Annotated in this window: 17 protein-coding genes and 1 pseudogene; 10 read left to right on the top strand and 8 right to left on the bottom strand. The window is 70.5% G+C overall.

Annotation, left to right across the window (positions count from 1 at the left end):
• The first annotated feature begins 184 nt into the window (after window positions 1-184).
• Window positions 185-1,300 carry a recombinase RecA gene (recA, locus tag AC6F7H_RS04780; protein WP_500755417.1) on the top strand — a complete coding sequence of 372 codons (1,116 nt, stop codon included), beginning with the start codon at window positions 185-187 and terminating at the stop codon, window positions 1,298-1,300.
• 3 nt (window positions 1,301-1,303) lie between these two features.
• Window positions 1,304-2,131 (top strand): recombination regulator RecX, encoded by an 828-nt coding sequence (recX, locus tag AC6F7H_RS04775; protein ID WP_500755416.1) that lies wholly within the window; start codon window positions 1,304-1,306, stop codon window positions 2,129-2,131.
• Here recX and AC6F7H_RS04770 read toward each other — a convergent pair.
• The 6 genes and pseudogenes from AC6F7H_RS04770 to AC6F7H_RS04745 all read right to left on the bottom strand — a co-directional run.
• A pseudogene (locus AC6F7H_RS04770) lies at window positions 2,125-2,241 on the bottom strand (rhodanese-like domain-containing protein); the annotation flags it as partial. The gene recX and the pseudogene AC6F7H_RS04770 sit on opposite strands and share 7 nt — an antisense overlap.
• Before the next feature lie 7 nt (window positions 2,242-2,248).
• Window positions 2,249-3,880, bottom strand: coding sequence for an FAD-dependent monooxygenase (locus AC6F7H_RS04765; protein ID WP_500755414.1), 1,632 nt, complete (start codon window positions 3,878-3,880; stop codon window positions 2,249-2,251).
• A gap of 297 nt (window positions 3,881-4,177) precedes the next feature.
• The gene (locus AC6F7H_RS04760) at window positions 4,178-5,092 is read right to left on the bottom strand and encodes an amino acid ABC transporter permease (RefSeq protein ID WP_500755413.1); all 915 of its coding nucleotides are present in this window, start codon (window positions 5,090-5,092) and stop codon (window positions 4,178-4,180) included.
• A complete protein-coding gene (locus tag AC6F7H_RS04755; protein WP_500761656.1) occupies window positions 5,089-5,754 on the bottom strand; it encodes an amino acid ABC transporter permease in 666 nt (221 codons plus the stop codon). The genes AC6F7H_RS04760 and AC6F7H_RS04755 overlap by 4 nt, the downstream gene beginning before the upstream one ends.
• A gap of 84 nt (window positions 5,755-5,838) precedes the next feature.
• The gene (locus tag AC6F7H_RS04750) at window positions 5,839-6,684 is read right to left on the bottom strand and encodes a glutamate ABC transporter substrate-binding protein (protein WP_500755411.1); all 846 of its coding nucleotides are present in this window, start codon (window positions 6,682-6,684) and stop codon (window positions 5,839-5,841) included.
• A 79-nt stretch (window positions 6,685-6,763) separates the two neighbouring features.
• Entirely contained in the window at window positions 6,764-7,540 is a 777-nt protein-coding gene (locus tag AC6F7H_RS04745) for an amino acid ABC transporter ATP-binding protein (RefSeq protein ID WP_500755409.1), read from the bottom strand.
• A gap of 301 nt (window positions 7,541-7,841) precedes the next feature.
• Between AC6F7H_RS04745 and AC6F7H_RS04740 the strand changes: the two genes are divergently transcribed.
• On the top strand, window positions 7,842-8,528 hold the full coding sequence (locus tag AC6F7H_RS04740) for a response regulator transcription factor (protein ID WP_457461938.1): 687 nt from the start codon (window positions 7,842-7,844) through the stop codon (window positions 8,526-8,528).
• A 9-nt stretch (window positions 8,529-8,537) separates the two neighbouring features.
• Complete coding sequence (locus tag AC6F7H_RS04735) at window positions 8,538-9,971, top strand: sensor histidine kinase (protein ID WP_500755408.1); 1,434 nt, start codon at window positions 8,538-8,540, stop codon at window positions 9,969-9,971.
• On the opposite strand, the gene AC6F7H_RS04730 is transcribed toward AC6F7H_RS04735, so the two are convergent.
• Window positions 9,950-10,945 carry a TAXI family TRAP transporter solute-binding subunit gene (locus AC6F7H_RS04730; RefSeq protein ID WP_500755407.1) on the bottom strand — a complete coding sequence of 332 codons (996 nt, stop codon included), beginning with the start codon at window positions 10,943-10,945 and terminating at the stop codon, window positions 9,950-9,952. The genes AC6F7H_RS04735 and AC6F7H_RS04730 overlap by 22 nt on opposite strands.
• A 387-nt stretch (window positions 10,946-11,332) precedes the next feature.
• On the opposite strand from AC6F7H_RS04730, the gene AC6F7H_RS04725 reads away from it, so the two are divergent.
• The 3 genes from AC6F7H_RS04725 to AC6F7H_RS04715 all read left to right on the top strand — a co-directional run bounded on the left by AC6F7H_RS04725 (window position 11,333) and on the right by AC6F7H_RS04715 (window position 14,132).
• Window positions 11,333-11,740 (top strand): pyrophosphohydrolase domain-containing protein, encoded by a 408-nt coding sequence (locus AC6F7H_RS04725; protein ID WP_500755406.1) that lies wholly within the window; start codon window positions 11,333-11,335, stop codon window positions 11,738-11,740.
• A 105-nt stretch (window positions 11,741-11,845) separates the two neighbouring features.
• A complete protein-coding gene (gene miaB / locus AC6F7H_RS04720) occupies window positions 11,846-13,363 on the top strand; it encodes a tRNA (N6-isopentenyl adenosine(37)-C2)-methylthiotransferase MiaB (protein ID WP_500755405.1) in 1,518 nt (505 codons plus the stop codon).
• Window positions 13,364-13,415: 52 nt separating this feature from the next.
• Window positions 13,416-14,132: a class III extradiol dioxygenase subunit B-like domain-containing protein gene (locus tag AC6F7H_RS04715; protein ID WP_500755403.1), complete on the top strand. Its 717-nt coding sequence runs from the start codon at window positions 13,416-13,418 to the stop codon at window positions 14,130-14,132.
• Window positions 14,133-14,301: 169 nt separating this feature from the next.
• Here the strand turns inward: AC6F7H_RS04715 and AC6F7H_RS04710 are convergent, their stop codons facing one another.
• On the bottom strand, window positions 14,302-14,571 hold the full coding sequence (locus AC6F7H_RS04710) for an antitoxin (protein WP_500755402.1): 270 nt from the start codon (window positions 14,569-14,571) through the stop codon (window positions 14,302-14,304).
• Between the two features lie 112 nt (window positions 14,572-14,683).
• Between AC6F7H_RS04710 and miaA the strand changes: the two genes are divergently transcribed.
• The 3 genes from miaA (at window position 14,684) to dapF (ending at window position 17,200) form a co-directional block, all read left to right on the top strand.
• On the top strand, window positions 14,684-15,622 hold the full coding sequence (miaA, locus tag AC6F7H_RS04705) for a tRNA (adenosine(37)-N6)-dimethylallyltransferase MiaA (RefSeq protein WP_500755400.1): 939 nt from the start codon (window positions 14,684-14,686) through the stop codon (window positions 15,620-15,622).
• A 108-nt stretch (window positions 15,623-15,730) separates the two neighbouring features.
• Complete coding sequence (locus AC6F7H_RS04700) at window positions 15,731-16,249, top strand: hypothetical protein (RefSeq protein ID WP_500761654.1); 519 nt, start codon at window positions 15,731-15,733, stop codon at window positions 16,247-16,249.
• 57 nt (window positions 16,250-16,306) lie between these two features.
• On the top strand, window positions 16,307-17,200 hold the full coding sequence (gene dapF, locus AC6F7H_RS04695) for a diaminopimelate epimerase (RefSeq protein WP_500755399.1): 894 nt from the start codon (window positions 16,307-16,309) through the stop codon (window positions 17,198-17,200).
• The last annotated feature ends 107 nt before the right edge of the window (window positions 17,201-17,307 follow it).

Genomic DNA, 17,307 nt, shown 5'->3' with positions numbered 1-17,307 from the left:
AAAAATCGAACATTTATTCCCATGAGCGTGCCGGTGGGGCTCGATGATGGGCGCTATGGTCCGGTTCGTGGGGGAAAGGATCCCAGTTGTCCACAGGGCGGAGGTGTGCCGGGGCGCGTTGTCAGTGGCAGGCGCTAGCGTCGTCGACGTGAAGCGATCGAACCAAGCAAATCGGGTGGAACCCATGGCAGGAACCGACCGCGAGAAGGCGCTCGACGCCGCGCTCGCACAAATTGAACGGCAATTCGGCAAGGGCGCGGTCATGCGCATGGGTGACCGGACGAACGAGCCCATCGAGGTCATCCCCACCGGGTCGACCGCGCTCGACGTGGCCCTCGGCGTGGGCGGTCTGCCGCGCGGGCGGGTGGTGGAGATCTACGGTCCGGAGTCCTCCGGCAAGACGACCCTGACCCTGCACGCGGTGGCCAACGCGCAGAGGGCCGGCGGCCAGGTCGCCTTCGTGGACGCGGAGCACGCCCTGGACCCCGAGTACGCGAAGAAGCTCGGCGTCGACATCGACAACCTGATCCTGTCCCAGCCGGACAACGGCGAGCAGGCGCTGGAGATCGTGGACATGCTGGTCCGCTCCGGTGCCCTCGACCTCATCGTGATCGACTCCGTCGCGGCGCTGGTGCCGCGCGCGGAGATCGAGGGTGAGATGGGCGATTCCCACGTGGGTCTGCAGGCCCGGCTGATGAGCCAGGCGCTGCGGAAGATCACCAGTGCGCTCAACCAGTCGAAGACCACGGCGATCTTCATCAACCAGCTCCGCGAGAAGATCGGCGTGATGTTCGGCTCCCCGGAGACCACCACCGGTGGCCGGGCGCTGAAGTTCTACGCCTCGGTGCGCATCGACATCCGCCGGATCGAGACCCTCAAGGACGGCACCGAGGCGGTCGGCAACCGTACCCGCTGCAAGGTCGTCAAGAACAAGGTGGCGCCGCCCTTCAAGCAGGCCGAGTTCGACATCCTCTACGGTCAGGGCATCAGCCGGGAGGGCGGCCTGATCGACATGGGCGTGGAGCACGGCTTCGTCCGCAAGGCCGGTGCCTGGTACACCTACGAGGGCGACCAGCTCGGTCAGGGCAAGGAGAACGCCCGCAACTTCCTCAAGGACAACCCCGACCTCGCCGACGAGATCGAGAAGAAGATCCTGGAGAAGCTCGGCGTCGGCGTGCGGCCCGAGGAGCCGGCCGCCGAGCAGGGCACGGACGCCGCCGGCATCACCGCTCCGGCCGAGGCGACCGCGGCCCCGGCGGCCAAGACCACCAAGTCCAAGGCCGCCGCGGCCAAGAGCTGACCCGTGACGCGACGAATCGACTGGGCCGAGTACGAGTTCGCCGCCTCCGGCGCCTCATGGGGGAGAGGTACCGGAGACGGCGCAGATCCAGCCGCGAACGTTGACGGGGTGGACGGGGACGCCGGCGGCACGGCCGGCTTCCCAGGTGAGGACCCGGGCGGCGGCCGGCGCCGAGGCGGTGCCGGGTCCCGTCGTGCGGGCGACTCATGGGGGAGCGGCTCGCGTGACGGCGGGCCGTGCGATGGGCGCGGGCGCCGGGCTTTCGGCGAGGCGAGCGCGGCGGACGGGGCTGTCTCCTCCTCTTCGAGGGCCGAGCGGGAGGAGCCCGAGGGGGACCCGGTCGAGCGGGCGCGGGCCATCTGCCTGCGCCTGCTCGCCGGGACCCCACGCACCCGGAAGCAGCTCGCCGACGCCCTGCGCAAGCGGGAGATCCCGGACGAGGCCGCCGAGGAGGTGCTGTCCCGGTTCGAAGAGGTCGGACTGATCGACGACAGTGCCTTCGCGGACGCCTGGGTGGAGTCCCGGCACCACGGCCGGGGCCTCGCCCGGCTTGCCCTCGCCCGGGAGCTGCGGACCAAGGGCGTCGACGCCACCCTGATCGACGCGGCCGTCTCCCGACTCGACTCCGAGCAGGAGGAGGCCACCGCGCGCGAACTCGTCGCCCGCAAGCTGCGCTCCACCCGCGGACTCGACCGCGACAAGCGGATCCGCCGCCTCGCCGGCATGCTCGCCCGCAAGGGCTACCCCGAGGGCCTCGCCCTACGTGTGGTCCGCCAGGCCCTGGAGGAGGAGGGCGAGAACGGCGAGTTCCTGGACGACGGGGGCTACTGAGGGGCCCCGCCCGACGCCCGCACCGGTAGACCCGCCGTGTGCCATGCCTGGAAACCGCCGATCAGGTCGGTGGCCCGGTGGAGCCCCAGCCGGTGCAGGGACTCCGCGGCCGGCACCTCAGCGCGATCCGGCTCCGGCCGCTGCCCGGGCCTCCGCCCCCGTTGTTCCCGCTGTCTCTGTATCTGTTGGTCCACCGACCACCGTTTCGGCCGCCGCGTACAGGTCCGCCGGACGGACTCCGCCGAGCGCCGTGACCAGGTGACCGTCGGGGCGTACCAGCAGCACGGTGTGGGCCGCCGCCCCCGGGTAGCTCTCCGCGACCAGCAGCTCGGCCGGATGCGGCAGCGCCGCCACGGCCGCCGCCAGCCGGGGCATGATCCCGGCGGACACCCAGTGCCTGCGCTCCCACACGCCGGTACCCGGCGCGATCAGCACCACCAGCAGCGCACCCCGGCCGAGCCGGTCCCGCAGCCGGACGAAGGTGCCGTCCTCCGCGGTGACCCGCACATCGGTGACCGGCGCCCCGAGGGGCGTGTCGACGGGGACTTCACCATCGAGGTCCCGGGGCGCGAGGGGCGATCCGGCGTGCCCGCCCGGCGCTCCCAGCGGCCCCCGCCCCAGGTGGCCGTCCACCAGGAGTGCGTCATGACCGCGGGCGGAGCCGGGGACGTAGGAACGCAACCCTCCCCCGCCCCGCAGCAGCGGCAGCGCCTGATCGGCGGCGCGCAGCCGGGCGGAGACGATCGCGCGCCGCTCGGCCTGGTAACTGTCGAGCAGCGCTTCGTGGTGGCCGTGGTGCCAGGCCAGAGCCAGCTTCCAGGTGAGGTTGTCGGCGTCGCGGAGCCCTTCGTCCAGCCCGTGTGTGCCCAGCGCGCCGAGCAGATGCGCGGCGTCCCCGGCGAGGAACACGCGGTCCGCCCGCCAGCGCCGGGCGAGCCGGTGGTGGACGGTGTGGACCCCGGTGTCGAGCAGTTCGTACGGTGGCGTCGGGCCGCCGGCCCAGCCGGCGAGAGTCTCCCGGATCCGGGCCAGCAGCAGCTCGGGGGTGACCAGTTCCTTGCCCGGCGGAAGCAGCCAGTCCAGACGCCACACGCCGTCCGGCAGCGGGCGTGCGGTGATCTCCCCGGCGAAGGGACCGGAAGCGCGCCACGGCGGCATCCGGTGCAGCAACGCTTCGTCCGGCCAGGGAAGTTCCGTACGCAGCGCGGCCACGGCGTGCCGTTCCACCGCTGTGCGGCCCGGGAAGCGGATGTCCTGGAGCTTGCGCACGGTGGAGCGGGGGCCGTCGCAGCCGACCAGATAACTGCCGCGCCACCAGGTGCCCCTGGCGCCGCGGGTGTGCGCGGTGACGCCGGAGGGCTCCTGTTCGAGGGAGTCCAGACGGCTGTCCACGGCGACCCTGACGAGCCGTTCACGGGCGAGGGCCGCACGCAGGGCACCGGTGAGGACGTGCTGGGCGATGTGCACGGGAGCGGGTGCGGTGGCGTCGAAAGCGACCTCGTGTATCACCTGCTTGCGCCGCATCGACCGCCATCCGGCCCAACGGGAGCCGGCCTGGGCCAGTGACGCACCGGTCAGCCGCTCCAGCAGCGCCGTGGTGTCCTCGCGCAGCACCACCGACCGGGCAGGACGCGGTTCGTCCTTGCCCGGCCCCTCGTCGAGGACCACGCACGGCACCTCCTGACGCGCCAGCGCCAGGGCGAGCGTGAGCCCGACGGGCCCCGCTCCGACGATGATCACCGGATCCACGGCGCGGCGCCCCCTGCTCGAAGTGACGTCCCGGAGGACAGGGCGGAACAGGACGATGGAGCAGGGTGCGCGATCACAGAACGTATGCAACCTACTGCCGGTGCTTGCGTCAAGTGACGGGCGCGGTCGGCGATCATGAAACCGGTCCGGTTCCGTCACACCACTTGACTGCTCATCACACAGGCCCGGCCCGTACCGGGATGATTTTCGCGCGCCGCCGATGCCGTTCCGGACCCGACATGGCTGTGGCCCGCCGGAGGGGCGGGCCACAGCCATGTCGGTACAGCAGAGCGTGCGTCAGGTGGCGCCGCCTGCGCCTGTTCCGTGGGTGCCCCCGACCTCGGCCGTGTTGAGTTCCTCGATCTGGGCGCCGCCCACCACCGCGCCCGTGCTGCGCTTACTGCGGCGGAGCCGTGCCTCGAGCCAGGAGGCGAAGGAGGTGAGGGCGAAGTTGAGCGCGATGAAGAGCACCGACACCACCGTGAGGCTGGCGATGACGTTGGCGCCGTAGTAGCCGCTCATCGTGTTGGCCGCGGCGAGCAGCTCGGGGAAGGTGAGGACGGCGCCGCCGAGGGCGGTGTCCTTCACGATGACGACGAGCTGGCTGACGATGGCCGGGAGCATCGCGGTGACCGCCTGCGGCAGCAGGATCAGCCGCATCGCCTGGTTCTTGCGCAGGCCGATCGCCATCGCTCCCTCGGCCTGGCCCTTGGGCAGGGACAGGATGCCGGCGCGCACGATCTCCGCGAGGACGGAGGCGTTGTACAGCACCAGACCCGTGACGACCGCGTACAGCGGACGGTCGTCGGAGCTGACGTTGGTGTACTCGGCGAACAGAGCGAGACCGAAGATCATCAGGACCAGGACGGGGATGGCCCGGAAGAACTCGACCACGATCCCGGCCGGGACGCGGATCCAGGCGTGGTCCGACAGCCGGGCGATGCCGAAGACGGCACCGAGCGGCAGCGCGATGATCACCGACAGCGCGGCGGCCTTCAGGGTGTTCTGCAGACCCGGCCAGATGTACGTGGACCACGGCTCGCCGCTGGTGAAGAACGGCTTCCACAGGAACCATTCCAGCTGGCCCTTGTCGGAGAGGGTGTTGAACACCCACCACAGCAGGGCCGCGAGGACGACCAGGAAGACCGCCGTGAAGACGACGTTGCGTCGCTTGGCGCGAGGGCCTTGAGCGTCGTAGAGAACGGAGCTCATCGCTTCACCGCCACCTTCTTGCCCACCCAGCCGAGGAACAGGCCGGTCGGCAGCGTCAGAACCACGAAACCGAACGCGATGACCGCGGAGATCAACAGGAGCTGCGCCTCGTTCTCGATCATCTCCTTCATCAGCAGGGCCGCCTCGGCGACACCGATCGCGGCAGCCACTGTGGTGTTCTTGATGAGCGCGATCAGCACGTTCGCCAGCGGGCCGACGGACGAGCGGAACGCCTGGGGCAGCACCACGAGGCCCAGCACCTGGTTGAAGCTGAGCCCGATCGCGCGGGCCGCCTCGGCCTGGCCGACCGGCACCGTGTTGATGCCGGAGCGAAGCGCCTCGCACACGAAGGCCGAGGTGTAGAGGATCAGGCCGAGGACGGAGAGCCGGAAGTTGATCGTCTCGAAGTCGTTCGCGCCGAGATTGATGCCCAGCGTCTGGCTCAGGCCCAGCGACGTGAACAAGATGATGACGGTCAGCGGGATGTTCCGCACGATGTTCACGTACGCGGTCCCGAAACCGCGCATCAACGGCACCGGGCCGACGCGCATGGCGGCCAGCAGGGTGCCCCAGATCAGGGAGCCGACGGCGGAGAGCACAGCGAGCTGCACCGTCGTCCAGAAGGCCCCCAGCAGGTCGTAATCTTCAAGAAAGTCGAACACGATCTCCCGCGCTTCCGCGTGTAGGTATACCCGCCCTGGTGCGCCGCCCCGCACTCGGGACGGCGCACCCTGTCAGGCGTGGCCTCAGCTCTTGATGTCGCCGATCTTCGGCGCGGGCTCGTTGTTGTAGTTGGCCGGACCGAAGTTGTCCTTCACGGCCTTCTCCCAGGAGCCGTCGGAGACCATGGCCTCCAGCGCTTCGTTGATCTTCGCCTTGAGGTCGCTGCCCTTCTTGACGCCGATGCCGTAGTTCTCGTTGGTCATCTTGAAGCCGGCGAGCTTGAACTTGCCCTTGAACTGATCCTGGGCGGCGTAACCGGCGAGGATCGAGTCGTCGGTGGTCAGCGCGTCGACGGCACCGTTCTGGAGACCGGGCAGGCAGGCCGAGTACGTCGGGTACGGCTGCAGCTGGGCCTTGGGCGCCAGCTTGTCCTTGACGTTCTGCGCCGAGGTGGAGCCGGTGACCGAGCACAGCTTCGCGCTGTTCAGGTCCTCCGGCGCCTTGATCTTGCTGTCGTCGGCGCGGATCAGCACGTCCTGGTGGGCGAGCAGGTACGGGCCTGCGAAGTCGACCTTCTCCTCGCGTTCCGGAGTGATCGAGTAGGTGGCGGCGATGAACTCGACGTCACCACGCTGCAGCATGGTCTCGCGGTCGGCGCTCTTCGACTCCTTCCACTCGATCTGCTTCTCGTCGTAGCCGAGCTTCTTGGCGACGTACGTGGCGACGTCCACGTCGAAGCCCGCGTAGCCCTGCGGGGTCTTCTGGCCGAGACCGGGCTGGTCGAACTTGATGCCGATCTTGATCTTGTCGCTGCCGCCCCCGGAGGAGGACGAACCGCTGTCCTTGTCGCTGCCGCCCCCGCAGGCGGTGGCGGTCAGGGCGAGGGCGAGCACGGCGGCCGAGGCGGCGGTGACCTTGCGGAGCTTCATGGTGGACTTCCTTTTGACTGGTGAAGTGATGCGGCCCGGTTCATCCGGTGACGCAAGTCGTCAGGGCGCGAGGGCGCCGTCAGTGGTGCAGGATCTTCGACAGGAAGTCCTTGGCACGGTCGCTGCGCGGATTGCTGAAGAACTGGTCCGGCGAAGCGGCTTCGACGATGCGGCCGTCCGCCATGAACACCACGCGGTTGGCGGCGGACCGGGCGAATCCCATCTCGTGGGTCACGACGATCATGGTCATGCCGTCGCGGGCGAGCTGCTGCATGACCTCCAGAACCTCGTTGATCATCTCCGGGTCGAGAGCCGACGTCGGCTCGTCGAAGAGCATGACCTTGGGCTCCATCGCCAGGGCCCGCGCGATGGCGACACGCTGCTGCTGGCCGCCGGAGAGCTGCGCGGGGTACTTCTCGGCCTGCGCGCCCACGCCGACCCGGTCGAGCAGGGCACGGGCCCGCTCCTCGGCCTGCTTCTTGTCCTTCTTGCGGACCTTGACCTGGCCCAGCGTCACGTTCTCGAGCACCGTCTTGTGCGCGAAGAGGTTGAAGGACTGGAAGACCATGCCCACGTCGGCCCGCAGCCTCGCCAGCTCCTTGCCCTCGTGGGGCAGGGGCTTCCCGTCGATCCTGATCGACCCGGTGTCGATCGTCTCCAGGCGGTTGATGGTGCGGCACAGGGTGGACTTTCCGGACCCGGAGGGCCCGATGACCACGACGACTTCGCCGCGGGCGACCGTCAGGTCGATGTCCTGGAGTACGTGCAACGCGCCGAAGTGCTTGTTGACGCTCTTCAGGACGACCAGTTCGCCGGTCGTGGCCACATCTTCCTTGGCCGCCGATACTTCGGTCATCGCTTTCGGGCTCCGTCCTCCTCGGTTTGGGAGGACAGTAGTGATCCTTCAGATCCGCGTCATCACATCTGAGGGGAATCTGAGCATCACGATCCGGTAGCAATCGGATACATGTCGTAGCACTTGTGAGCAGGGCTCATTTCGGCCGGGTAACGGTACCGAAGCGCAACCGGAACCCTCTTGACGCCGCCCCCGTTCATCGGCGTCACTGCAAGGTGCACGCGCGCGTGCACACGTTTTCGTGCACAGACCGTTTTGTACACGGGCGGATCGTACGGCCGATGAACCGAAGGGGGACCGGATGAGACTGCTGCTCGTCGAGGACGACAACCACGTCGCCGCCGCCCTGTCGGCGATTCTGGCGAGGCACGGGTTCGACGTCACCCACGCGCGCAGCGGTGAGGAGGCACTCCAAGCACTCGTCCCCGAGGCCGACGGCTTCGGCGTCGTCCTCCTCGACCTGGGCCTGCCCGATCAGGACGGCTACGAGGTCTGCGGCAAGATCCGTAAACGCACCGGCACCCCGGTGATCATGGTCACCGCCCGTTCCGACGTGCGCTCCCGCATCCACGGGCTCAACCTCGGCGCCGACGACTACGTGGTCAAGCCGTACGACACGGGCGAGCTGCTCGCCCGGATCCACGCCGTCAGCCGGCGCACCGTCCAGGAGGACGCCGTCGCCGCCGGTGAGGCCGAGCTGCGTCTCGGCTCCGTGCGCATCGAGCTGCCGACCCGGCGGGTCAGCGTGAACGGTTCGGTCGTCCAACTGACCCGCAAGGAGTTCGACCTGCTGGCCCTGCTCGCCCAGCGACCCGGGGTCGTCTTCCGCCGCGAGCAGATCATCAGCGAGGTGTGGCGCACCAGCTGGGAGGGAACGGGGCGCACCCTGGAAGTTCATGTCGCTTCCCTACGCGCCAAGTTGCGCATGCCGGCCCTCATCGAGACGGTACGCGGAGTCGGCTACCGGCTCGTCGAACCCGCGGCATAGCGTGGCCGGGTGCACACACGTCTGCTGCCGCTGCTCATCGTCCTGATGGCGGCCGTACTGCTCGCGCTAGGGGTTCCGCTCGCCGTCAGCCTGGCGCGTGCGCAGCAGCAACAGGTCGTCGTCGACCGGATCGACGACACGGCGCGCTTCGCGGCCCTCGCCCAGTTCGTCACCGAGCCGACCGACCCCGTGGCCGGCGACATCGACGAGCGCCGGGAGACCCTCAGCAGCGAACTCCGCAGCTACCACGAGGTGTACGGCATCCGGGCCGGCGTCTTCCACCGCAACGACGTTCCGATGGCGCACGCGCCGGACGACTGGTTCCTGCCCAGGACGGGCGAGGTGCGCGACGCCTTCCAGGAGGCGCTGCTCAGCCGCCGCAGCCATGATCCCGAGCAGGTGTGGCCCTGGGAGCGGCGCAACCTGGTGGTGGCCTCGCCGGTCATCCGGGACGGTGACGTCGTCGCGGTCGTCGTCACCGACTCGCCCACCGGGCAGATGCGCTCACACATCCTCCAGGGCTGGCTGATCATCGCCGTGGGTGAGGGGGCGGCGATGCTGCTGGCCGTCGGTGCGGCCCTGCGGCTGACCGGCTGGGTGCTCAAGCCCGTACGAGTCCTGGACGCCACCACTCACGACATCGCCACCGGGCGGCTGAAGTCCAGGGTCGCGGTGGCCGGCGGACCGCCGGAGCTCCGGCGGCTCGCCCGGTCGTTCAACGAGATGGCGGACAACGTCGAGGGCGTATTGGAACAGCAGCGTGCCTTCGTCGCCGACGCCTCGCACCAGTTGCGCAACCCGCTCTCGGCGCTGCTGCTGCGCATCGAACTGCTCGCGCTGGAGCTGCCCGACGGCAACGAGGAGATCGCCTCGGTCCAGGCCGAGGGCAGGCGGCTGGCGCACGTCCTGGACGACCTGCTCGACCTGGCGCTGGCCGAGCACAGCGAGGCCCAGCTACAGGTCACCGACATCGGAGCCCTGGCCGCCGAACGTGTGGCGGCGTGGTCGCCCACCGCCGCGGCCAAGGGGGTTCTGCTGGCCGGGGACTGCCCGCCGACCACGGCGTGGGCCGACCCGGTCGCCCTGTCCAGCGCGCTGGACGCGGTCATCGACAACGCGGTGAAGTTCACGCCGGAGGGCGAGAGGGTCGAGGTGGCCGTCGCCTCCAACGGTGACACCTCCACCGTCGTCGTCACCGACCACGGCCCCGGCCTGAACGACGAGGAGCTGGCCCGCGTCGGCGACCGCTTCTGGCGCAGCGGGCGGCACCAGAACATCAAGGGCTCGGGCCTCGGCCTGTCCATCGCCCGGGCCCTGCTCACGGCGGGCGGCGGCTCGATCGCCTACGACCGCCACGAGCCGCACGGGCTGACGGTGACGGTGACGGTGCCGAGGAGCGCCCCCACGGGGGCGACCACCGGTCAGGGCTTGACGGACCGGTAGTACCGGCGTGCGCCGTCGTGCAGCCGGAGCGGATCGGTGTAGATGGCGGTGCGCACGTCGACCAACTGGGCGGAGTGGACGCGTTTCCCGATGCCGTCCCGGCTCTTGAGCACGATCCGGGTCAGCCATTCGGTGAGCCGCGGGTCCGCGTCCGCCCGGGTGATCAGCAGATTGGACACGGCCATCGTCGGGACGGTCGCGCCGTGTTGGCTGCCGGGGTAGGCCGACTCCGGCATGTTGGTGACCCGGTAGTAGCGCGTGGCACCACTCTGTCGATGGAGCTGGGCGACCAGCTCGGCCGTTATCGGCACGAACCGCAGACCGGAGTCCTCGGAGAACGTCCGTAGGCCGTCCGTGGGCAGCCCGCCCGACCAGAAGAACGCGTCCAGCCCGTGCCCGAGCCGCCCCGGGCCGGTGTCGATGCCGTCCGCGGAGGGGCTGATGTCCTGCTCGGGATCGATGCCCGCCGCCCTGAGCACCTGGTTCGCGATGAGCCGCACGCCCGACTTGGGCGGCCCGATGGCGACCCTCTTGCCCCGCAGGTCGGCGACGGAACGGATGTCGGAACCGGGCGAGACCACGAGCTGCACATAGTCGTCGTAGAGACGGGCGACTCCGCGCAGCTGGTCGGCACCGGGCTGGTCGCTCAGTCTGTACGTCTCCACCGCGTCGGCCGCCGTGATCGCGAAGTCGGCCTCTCCGGTCGCCACCCGGCGTACGTTCTCCTGCGACCCGTCGCTCGTCAGCAGCCGCACTTCGAGGTCCGGCATGTGTTTGCTGAGCGAGGTGCGCAGAAGCTCACCGTATTTCTGGTACACCCCCGCGCGTGTCCCCGTGCTCAGGGTGACCGTCCCGCGGGGCGGCTCCTCGCTCCAGGGGGCCAGCCACCACAGCAGCAGTCCGAGCGCCACGAAACCGGCGACCGAGCCCCGCAGGACCCGGCGCCTGCCGATACGGGACAGCGCTTTGGACATGGCGCGATCCTGCCAGTCCGTACGCCCCGCTGACCAGGGCAGAGCGCACATATCCGGGCGGAAGTCGGGCAGGGCGACGGAGGTCGAGACTGGCCGAGACGGCCGATATTGAACGCTTGCCCGGTGCTCCGCCCTTCCAGGGGGAAGTGTAGGGCTCCCTCGCCCTGGCGGCCCGTAGGGGTGCAGCGCCACTGCCAGAGTGGCCTTGTCCGACAACGTGGTTGGCGGACCTACCGCCGGAGGGGCGGGAAGTGAGGCTTGTGGAGGCCTTGCAGGACCACCCCAGGGTGGCAGGGGCTTGTGAAGCAGGAACCCGAGGGAGCGCCACGTAGCGGCGCTGACCGGAATCGCTTGCGTTCGTGCAGGTGAGGGCGTCAAAGTCACGGCATGAGCGCTTCGCCCGCCGATCTGGTCCGTGAGTTCCACCGCGCCTTCGGGCTGGACGCGCGCGAGACACCGACCGAGGTCTCCCCGGAACTCGCCGCCCACCGCGGCGAACTGCTCGCCGAGGAGGCCGCCGAGGTCGCGGAGGTGGCGGTGCACGGCCCGCTCGACCGGCTCGCGCACGAACTGGCCGATGTCGTCTACGTCGCCTACGGCACGGCGCTCGTCCACGGCATCGACCTCGACGCGGTGATCTCCGAGATCCACCGTTCCAACATGACCAAGCGTGGCCCCGGCGGCCGGATCACCCGCCGCTCCGACGGCAAGGTCCTCAAGGGGGACCACTACGAGGCTCCGGACGTGTCCCAGGTGCTGCGCCGGCAGGGATGGACGCCGGGCGCGGAAGCCTGAGCCGGAGCCCCGCCGGGAACGCGATCCGGCCCCGGACGCACGGTCGCCGTCGGGCGGGTTCTCCGCCGTCCCGGCGTGTCGTGGCGAGCGCATACCCTGTAGGGCATGAGCAGCATCGACCGGAGCCAGTCAGTGGGCGGCACGCGCACCTACGAAGTCCGCACCTACGGGTGCCAGATGAACGTCCACGACTCCGAGCGGTTGTCCGGGCTGCTGGAGGACGCGGGCTACGTCCGCGCCCCCGAGGGCGCCGACGGCGACGCCGACGTCGTCGTCTTCAACACCTGCGCCGTGCGGGAGAACGCCGACAACAAGCTCTACGGCAACCTCGGCCACCTCGCCCCGAAGAAGGCGCAGCGCCCCGGCATGCAGATCGCGGTCGGCGGCTGCCTCGCGCAGAAGGACCGCGACACCATCGTGAAGCGGGCCCCCTGGGTGGACGTCGTCTTCGGCACGCACAACATCGGCAAGCTGCCGGTCCTCCTGGAGCGCGCCCGCGTCCAGGAGGAGGCGCAGGTCGAGATCGCCGAGTCGCTGGAGGCCTTCCCGTCCACGCTGCCGACCCGCCGTGAGAGCGCCTACGCGGCCTGGGTGTCCATCTCCGTCGGCTGCAACAACACCTGCACCTTCTGCATCGTCCCGGCGCTGCGCGGCAAGGAGAAGGACCGGCGCCCCGGTGACATCCTCGCCGAGGTCGAGGCCCTGGTCGCCGAGGGCGTCTCGGAGATCACCCTGCTCGGCCAGAACGTCAACGCGTACGGCTCCGACATCGGCGACCGGGAGGCGTTCAGCAAGCTGCTGCGGGCCTGCGGGAGCATCGACGGCCTGGAGCGCGTCCGCTTCACCTCTCCGCACCCGCGCGACTTCACCGACGACGTCATCGCCGCCATGGCCGAGACGCCCAACGTGATGCCGCAGCTCCACATGCCGCTCCAGTCAGGCTCGGACACGGTGCTGAAGGCGATGCGCCGTTCGTACCGGCAGGAGCGCTACCTCGGCATCATCGAGAAGGTCCGCGCCGCCATCCCGCACGCGGCGATCAGCACCGACATCATCGTGGGCTTCCCCGGCGAGACCGAGGAGGACTTCGAGCAGACCCTGCAGGTGGTGCGCGAGGCCCGCTTCGCGCAGGCCTTCACCTTCCAGTACTCCAAGCGGCTGGGCACTCCGGCCGCCGAGATGGACGGCCAGATCCCCAAGAAGGTCGTCCAGGAGCGCTACGAGCGGCTTGTCGCCCTCCAGGAGGAGATCTCCTGGGAGGAGAACAAGAAGCAGGTCGGCCGGACCCTGGAACTGATGGTGGCCGAAGGGGAGGGCCGCAAGGACGACACCACCCACCGTCTCTCCGGCCGCGCCCGGGACAGCCGTCTGGTGCACTTCACCAAGCCGGAGCAGGAGGTCCGCCCCGGCGACGTCGTGACCGTCGAGATCACGTACGCGGCCCCCCACCACCTTCTCGCCGAGGGCCCCACCCTGGACGTGCGCCGCACGCGCGCGGGTGACGCCTGGGAGAAGCGGAACGCCGAGAAGGCGGCGCGGCCGGCAGGCGTGATGCTGGGCCTGCCGAAGATCGGTGCGCCCGAACCCCTGCCGGTCGCGGCGGGCGGCTGCGGCTGCGACTGACGGCGACCGGCCGGGGACTCGAGGGCGGCCCGCGCGGGCTACGCTGCCGATCATGATGGTCGCCGCCGCAGTCTGCCCCTGCCCGCCGCTCCTCGTGTCCGAGGTCGCCGTGGGCGCCGCCCACGAGCTGGACGCCGCGCGGGCCGCGTGCGCGGACGCGGTCGGGGTGCTCGCCGCCGCCCGCCCCGACCGGCTCGTGGTCGTCGGCCCGCTGCAGGGCGACGCGGGGCCCGAGCGCTACCCGGAGGGCAGCACGGGGTCCTTCCGCGGCTTCGGGGTCGATCTCGGCGTACGGCTCGGCGCGGACCAGGGCACGGCGACCGAACGGGAACTTCCCCCCGGGCCGGCGGTGGGCGCCTGGCTGCTGGAGCGGACCGGCTGGGCGGACGTTCCGGTCGAGGGTCTCGGCGTGGGGGAACCTCTCGCGGCCGAGCGGTGCGTCCAGGAGGGAAGGGACATCGCCGCCGGGGCGGAGCGGGTGGCGCTGCTGGTGATGGGCGACGCCAGCGCCTGCCGCACGCTCAAGGCTCCCGGCTACCTCGACGAGCGGGCGGCGTCCTTCGACGCGGAGGCCGCCCGGGCACTGGGAGCGGTCGACACGGCGGCCCTGCGGGCACTGGACAGTGGCCTGGCGCGCGAGCTCATGGTGTCCGGCCGGGCGCCATGGCAGGTCCTCGCGGGCGCGGCCGAGGGCACCGCCCTGGAAGGCCGCCTGCTGTACGAGGACGCTCCGTACGGGGTGGGCTACATCGTGGCCACCTGGTCGTAGCCGCCGACCGGGTACGACGTCGGCCTGAAGCCCTGAACCCTGAACTCCTGAACCCCCGAAACAACGAGCGGTCTGAAACGGTGGACGGCCGTGGCGCCCGCCAGGCGCGTCTCGCGCGCCTGGCGGACGCCACCACGGCCGTCCGTCGCTGTACCGCGCCGTACCGCGCTCAGGAAGTGGGCGGCGGCCCGGCCTGCGGCGTGGTGCCACCCGTGTCCGGACCGGGGTGGTCCTTGTGAGCGAGCCGGTCCATGGCGTGCTTGGCCTTGCCCGTGCCCGTCTGAATCTTGTCGCTGTACTTGCCCTTGGTCCGCTCGTCGACGGTCTTCGCGGCCTTGTCCAGCCCGTGCTGGATCTTGCCCTCGTGTTGCTGTGCGAGGTGCGAGACCTTGTCCTTGGCAGGCCCCAGCTTGGCCTTCATGTTCTCCAGGAGACCCATGGTCCACCTTCCCTCGCGGTGCGGTTCATGTGCGAAAACGCCCATATCCACTCCATACGGTACTCGGGTGGAGGCTGTCCCGCCCGGCTGCGGCGTTTGCGAGACTGGACCGGTGAGCAGCGCATCCTCTGACCCCCGGGTCATCGCCGTCGTCGGTCCCACCGCAGCCGGAAAGTCCGATCTGGGCGTGTTCCTGGCCCGGCAGCTCGGCGGTGAGGTGGTCAACGCCGACTCCATGCAGCTCTACTGGGGGATGGACATCGGCACCGCCAAGCTGACGCCCGAGGAGCGCGGGGGAGTCGCGCACCACCTCCTGGACATCTGGGACGTGACCGTCACCGCGTCCGTCGCCGAGTACCAGCGTCTGGCCCGGGAGCGGATCGACGCCCTGCTCGCCGACGGGCGCTGGCCCGTCCTGGTCGGGGGGTCCGGCCTCTACGTCCGCGGGGCCGTCGACAACCTCGAGTTCCCGGGCACCGACCCCGACGTCAGATCGCGCCTGGAGGAGGAACTCACCCTGCGCGGCTCCGGCGCGCTGCACGCCCGTCTCGCCGCCGCGGACCCCGAGGCCGCGCGGGTCATCCTGCCGAGCAACGGGCGCCGTATCGTCCGGGCGCTCGAAGTGATCGAGATCACCGGCCTGCCCTTCACCGCCAATCTTCCCGGCCACGACTCGGTCTACGACACCCTTCAGATCGGCGTCGACGTGGCCCGCCCCGAACTCGACGAGCGCATCGCCCGCCGGGTCGACCGGATGTGGGAGGCGGGTCTCGTGGACGAGGTGCGCGCACTGGAGGCGCAGGGGTTGCGCGAGGGGCGTACGGCCTCGCGTGCGCTCGGCTACCAGCAGGTCCTCGCGGCGCTTGCCGGGGAGTGCACCCTGGAGGAGGCGCGGTCGGAGACCGTGCGTGCCACGAAGCGCTTCGCGCGCCGTCAGGATTCATGGTTCAGACGCGATCCGCGGGTGCACTGGTTGAGTGGGGCCGCGGCGGACCTCAGGGAACTTCCGCAGCTCGCGATGTCGTTGGTCGAACGACCGGTTACAGCCTGATCACGTCATGGCATCGGGACGCCCAGGCCGTCATCCGGGCCTCTGACGCCGTGCCATCATCGAGCTTCGATCGACCAAGTGGAGTCCAAGTTGGGAGGGCGCGTGGCGATGGAGGCCGGCCCTCGCGACACCGCACACGGCACCGAACACCTCATCACCGAGCGGGGTGCGCCGGAGCGGGATCCCGACCGTCTCGACCCCGACCGTCTCAGCCCCGACGGGCCGGACGAGACGCAGGGCGGAGTGACCGACGACGGCCCCGAGCCGGACGAGATGTTCGCGGGCGGCGACGAGGTCGAGGTCGAGCTGCGCCCGCAGCGTCGGCTGCGCATCTGGCAGCTCGCACCCATCGTCGGCCTGGCCGCGGTCGGCTCGCTGATGTTCGCGTTCCCGCTCGCCTTCGACTTCGGTGACAGCGGTGCCGTGATCGCCATGCTGGGCATGCTGATCTGCTCCTGCGCGGCCGGCTGGGGCATGATGGCCGCCCGCAGGGTGGGCCACACCTGGCCGGGGCTGCCGGCCCGGGGTTCCGGACGCAGACCCGACTGGCGGGTCGTGATCGCCTACGCCGTGCTGGTCGCCGCGGTGGTGGCGCTGGCCGTCTGGCGGGTGGCCCGCCTCCGCTGACGCCCGCGCGGGGCCGCGGCGGGACGCGCTGTCGTGGCCACCCCGTACGATCGAGGGATGAGCACGCGGATCGCCTTCCTCAAGGGGCACGGCACCGAGAACGACTTCGTGATCGTCCCGGACCCCGAGAACGCCATCGACCTGCCCCCCGCCGTCGTCGCGGCCCTGTGCGACCGCCGCGCGGGCATCGGCGGCGACGGACTGCTGCACGTGGTGCGGTCCGCGGCGCATCCCGAGGCACGGCACCTGGCCGCCGAGGCCGAGTGGTTCATGGACTACCGCAACGGCGACGGCTCGATCGCCGAGATGTGCGGCAACGGAGTGCGGGTGTTCGCGCGCTACCTTCAGCGGGCAGGGCATGTGGTCGAGGGGGACATCGCGGTCGCCACGCGCGGGGGTGTGAAGACGGTGCACATCGCCAAGACCGGGTCCGACAGCGGCTCCGCCGCGGGTGGCATCACCGTCGGCATGGGCCGGGCGCTGCTCCCCGACGGCGACGTCACCGTGAGCGTCGAAGGGCGCGGCCGACCGGCGCGGAACGTGAACATGGGCAACCCGCACGCCGTGGTTTTCGTGGACGACCTCGCGCACGCCGGTGATCTGTTCACCGCGCCCTCCTTCAGCCCCGCCTCGGCCTATCCGGACGGCGTCAACGTCGAGTTCGTGGCCGACCGGGGCCCGCGGCACGTGGCGCTGCGCGTCCATGAGCGCGGGGCCGGTGAGACCCGCTCGTGCGGCACGGGTGCCTGCGCGGTCGCGGTGGCCGCCGCCCGCCGGGACGGCGTCGACCCGAGCGTCACCGGAACGCCGGTGACGTACACCGTGGATGTACCCGGCGGCACCCTGGTGATCACCGAACGGCCCGACGGCGAGATCGAGATGACCGGACCCGCGGTGATCGTCGCCGAGGGAGTGATCGAGCAGGAGTGGCTGGAGAACCCGCCCCGCTGAAGTCCGGGCCGGCTTGGTATCCCAGACGCACGGGGCAGGAGGCCGACATCCGTGGGGTGCGGGGGCGGATTTCGGCTTCGAGAGCATGGCGCGCCGCCGGTCCCGTG

Source organism: Streptomyces sp. MMS24-W38, assembly GCF_059889265.1.
Note: the sequence above shows the minus strand (reverse complement) of the source record. Positions and strands in the feature narration are given on the sequence as shown.

Excerpts from the sequence above, each read along its gene's own strand:
- recA (WP_500755417.1), top strand. The coding sequence starts at position 185 with ATGGCAGGAACCGACCGCGAGAAGGCGCTCGACGCCGCGCTCGCACAA.
- AC6F7H_RS04760 (WP_500755413.1), bottom strand. The coding sequence starts at position 5,092 with ATGAGCTCCGTTCTCTACGACGCTCAAGGCCCTCGCGCCAAGCGACGC.
- AC6F7H_RS04750 (WP_500755411.1), bottom strand. The coding sequence starts at position 6,684 with ATGAAGCTCCGCAAGGTCACCGCCGCCTCGGCCGCCGTGCTCGCCCTC.
- AC6F7H_RS04745 (WP_500755409.1), bottom strand. The coding sequence starts at position 7,540 with ATGACCGAAGTATCGGCGGCCAAGGAAGATGTGGCCACGACCGGCGAA.
- AC6F7H_RS04740 (WP_457461938.1), top strand. The coding sequence starts at position 7,842 with ATGAGACTGCTGCTCGTCGAGGACGACAACCACGTCGCCGCCGCCCTG.
- AC6F7H_RS04730 (WP_500755407.1), bottom strand. The coding sequence starts at position 10,945 with ATGTCCAAAGCGCTGTCCCGTATCGGCAGGCGCCGGGTCCTGCGGGGC.
- AC6F7H_RS04725 (WP_500755406.1), top strand. The coding sequence starts at position 11,333 with ATGAGCGCTTCGCCCGCCGATCTGGTCCGTGAGTTCCACCGCGCCTTC.
- miaB (WP_500755405.1), top strand. The coding sequence starts at position 11,846 with ATGAGCAGCATCGACCGGAGCCAGTCAGTGGGCGGCACGCGCACCTAC.
- AC6F7H_RS04715 (WP_500755403.1), top strand. The coding sequence starts at position 13,416 with ATGATGGTCGCCGCCGCAGTCTGCCCCTGCCCGCCGCTCCTCGTGTCC.
- AC6F7H_RS04710 (WP_500755402.1), bottom strand. The coding sequence starts at position 14,571 with ATGGGTCTCCTGGAGAACATGAAGGCCAAGCTGGGGCCTGCCAAGGAC.
- AC6F7H_RS04700 (WP_500761654.1), top strand. The coding sequence starts at position 15,731 with ATGGAGGCCGGCCCTCGCGACACCGCACACGGCACCGAACACCTCATC.
- dapF (WP_500755399.1), top strand. The coding sequence starts at position 16,307 with ATGAGCACGCGGATCGCCTTCCTCAAGGGGCACGGCACCGAGAACGAC.